General features: G+C 44.3%; 3 protein-coding genes. 1 reads left to right on the forward strand and 2 read right to left on the reverse strand.

The genetic code is table 11. From position 1 onward, the window contains the following. A partial coding sequence (locus BN6539_RS00280) for a hypothetical protein (RefSeq protein ID WP_456318609.1) occupies positions 1 to 1,008 on the forward strand: 1,008 nt, incomplete at its 5' end. A 430-nt stretch (positions 1,009 to 1,438) separates the two neighbouring features. Here BN6539_RS00280 and rlmN read toward each other — a convergent pair. After that, positions 1,439 to 2,422 (reverse strand): 23S rRNA (adenine(2503)-C(2))-methyltransferase RlmN, encoded by a 984-nt coding sequence (gene rlmN / locus BN6539_RS00285; protein WP_002584956.1) that lies wholly within the window; start codon positions 2,420 to 2,422, stop codon positions 1,439 to 1,441. A 16-nt stretch (positions 2,423 to 2,438) separates the two neighbouring features. Further along, positions 2,439 to 2,624: a cysteine-rich KTR domain-containing protein gene (locus BN6539_RS00290; protein WP_003431289.1), complete on the reverse strand. Its 186-nt coding sequence runs from the start codon at positions 2,622 to 2,624 to the stop codon at positions 2,439 to 2,441. Positions 2,625 to 2,961: the final 337 nt, after the last annotated feature.

A 2,961-nucleotide genomic window follows, 5' to 3' on the forward strand; every position in this document is an offset into this window, starting at 1 on the left:
AACAGCGGGACGGGACTTCACCTGTATTATGTTCTGGAAGAGCCGATCCCTATGTACCCACATAACCAGAAATGCTTGAAGGAATTGAAGTATGCCCTTACCCGGCAGATATGGAACAGGTACACCTCTACCATCAAGGAGCCGCAGATGCAGGGCATTTTGCAGGGGTTCCGGGTGGTCGGCTCCGGCTCCAAATTGGGCCGGGAGTATCCTGTGACGGCGTACCGGCTCGGCGGGAGGGTGACGCTGGAGAGGCTGCTGGACTTTATCCCAGACAGCAACGGGGAGCAGCAGTACCTTGTGGGCCTCATGCGGAAGGGGCGGCTCTCGCTGGCCGAGGCGAAGGAGAAGTACCCGGACTGGTACGAGCGGCGGATCGTCAAGAAGGAGCGGCGGGGCCGCTGGACGGTCAAGCGTGACCTTTACGACTGGTGGCTGCACCGGATCGGGGACGAGATCAGGGTGGGCCATCGGTTCTACGGTATTATGACGCTGGCGATCTATGCAAAGAAGTGCGGGATCAGCGAGGACGAGCTGCGCCGGGACGCTTTCTCGTTGCTGAAACCTTATGACGATATGAGTGTGGAGGACATCAACCGTTTTACGAAAGATGATGTGGTGTGCGCCCTGGAGATGTATAACGAGGACTATGTGACATTCCCCAGGGATGATATAGCGAAGATCTCTGGTCTGACTATGCCCGTCAATAAGCGCAACTGGCGTAAGCAGGCAGAGCATTTAGGCAGAGCGCGGGCAGTACAAGCGTTTGATGATCCGAATGGTGATTGGAGGAATAAAAGTGGCCGTCCATCGGCTCAGGATCGGGTATATGAGTGGCGGCAGCAGCACCCAGAGGGCCGCAAGGCTGACTGCCACCGGGATACGGGCCTTGATCCCAAAACGATCCGCAAGTGGTGGGATGATGCGCCCCCGGCTGTGCGTGTCCAGGATGGACATAGCTCCATAGAGTTCACCTCCTTCCCGCGTGGAGTAGAGGACGGGAGTTAAGGGCTTGTCCTCTCTGCCCCTTTCGCTCCGTACCCGTTCGGGAGATGGCTCTTGAGTGCGCTTTTCAGAAAAAAGTTGAAAAAAGCAAAATGCGCCCGTCCGCAAGACGCGGACGGGCGCAAAGGAAATGTAAGCAGTAGCTAAATGTATTGACAGTTCACATTCATAGCCGGAATATCCCGCTTGCGGAGCATAGCTTTTTTTGACCGCAAAGCATTAGGCGGGTTACAGTAAATAAAAATGGACACGGCGATACCTCCCCGATACCGCCGTATCCTTAAAAAAGGGCGACTTTAATACACTACCCGCAATCCATTCTATAATAGGGAACAGCGGCTTTTGCGCAATATTAAATAAAAAAGCCGATAACACATAGGTTTTTTGACCTAATGCGTTATCGGCTCTGCGTCTATGCGTCTGGCACTTTTAATCATTTTTTTTTGAATTTATTATATGTGTTAGCTAACTGTCCACAAGCCGCGTTAATCTCTCTGCCATGAGAAACTCTCATAGTAACTTCAAGTCCTGCTTGCTCTAATTGATGTTTGAATGCAACTATTTCCCGTTTCTGTGGTGCTTTAATTCTTGAATTGCTTGTTGGGTTGTATTGTAACACGTTAATCATAACTTTTTTGCCCCGAAACCATTTTGCAAGTTGTCTTACATCTGAGGGCCGGTCATTTATACCCGGTAAAAGCAAATACGCAAAGACAATTTTGCGATTATGCCTTTCAGAATAGGATAAGGCTTGCTTAACAACATCTTCAATAGCATATATGCGCATGTGAGGAATAATACGATTTCTTGCAGATTGTGTTGCTGCGTGTAAAGATATTGTCAACTGAATTTTAAGATGTTCCTCGCGCAATTTTTTTAATTGATCGACCGGACCAACTGTTGATATGGTAATGCCGTCGGTTGGAAAGTTGAGCCCATATCTATCTCGGAGAATATGGATTGCTTTTATCAAGTTGTCATAATTGAATAAAGGCTCTCCCATACCCATAAAAACGATACGGTTTACTTTTCGACGCAACAATATAATCTGTTGTACGATTTCTGACGATGTTAGATTACGAACAAAGCCATTTCGCCCGGACTCACAAAAAATACAACCAACAGGACAACCGACTTGTGTGCTCACGCAAACAGTTCCACCATCTCGCCGCTTGATAAAAACCGTTTCAATGTATTTGTTGTCTTTCAGTTCGTAAACATACTTTTCAGTATCACTGCTTTTGCAAATATTTTTTACCAACATTGATAGATTTTTTTTGCGTGGTAATTGCTTATATAATTCTTCATATAAGGCTTTTGCTTCATTCTCGCCAATAACTTCCGACATTTCTTTGTAAGTAAATCCGTATGGATCATTCCGTACTTCCGCAGGCGTATATTTAGGTAAACGTTTCATTTTTATATCCTTTCTTCTAAATAATAAAAGTTTGTTTTTCTGTATTTTTGATTACAATCTCTAATTTTTCTACATCAATGATATGCGTCAATTTGCATTTAGGGCAGAAAAGAGGAAAATCTTTTAATACAGTATTATGAAATACTTGAACTCTCGTCTTTCCGTTACAAATCGGACATTTTATCCAATATTTTTTAAGCATTATATTTCACTCGTCCTTTTTACACAAAAAAATGCAGGTCAATCCTCAACATGAGCATTGACCTGCATTTATAATGCACAGAGCAGTACAACAAAACTAAGGCATAGCTTGCACTATGTCTATACTATATCTATACGTCGTTAGTTTTTTGTATAGCATCCGCAAAATAAGCATGACAAAAAAGCCCATGTTGAAAATGGGAAAATCCTTTTTTTCAATGCTTATCTAATACGCATGCTATGCAACATAAACGCCGCCTCCTTTTACATAAATTTTATTTTATCAGAAAATCAGTCTACTGTCAATACACAACAGGAAGTATTTAACCTAATGATAT

The organism is Emergencia timonensis (genome assembly GCF_900086585.1).
Lineage (GTDB): Bacteria > Bacillota > Clostridia > Peptostreptococcales > Anaerovoracaceae > Senimuribacter > Senimuribacter timonensis.

What these genes read in the sequence shown, in the direction of transcription:
- rlmN (WP_002584956.1), bottom strand. Translation starts at nt 2,422, where the DNA reads ATGAAACGTTTACCTAAATATACGCCTGCGGAAGTACGGAATGATCCA.
- BN6539_RS00290 (WP_003431289.1), bottom strand. Translation starts at nt 2,624, where the DNA reads ATGCTTAAAAAATATTGGATAAAATGTCCGATTTGTAACGGAAAGACG.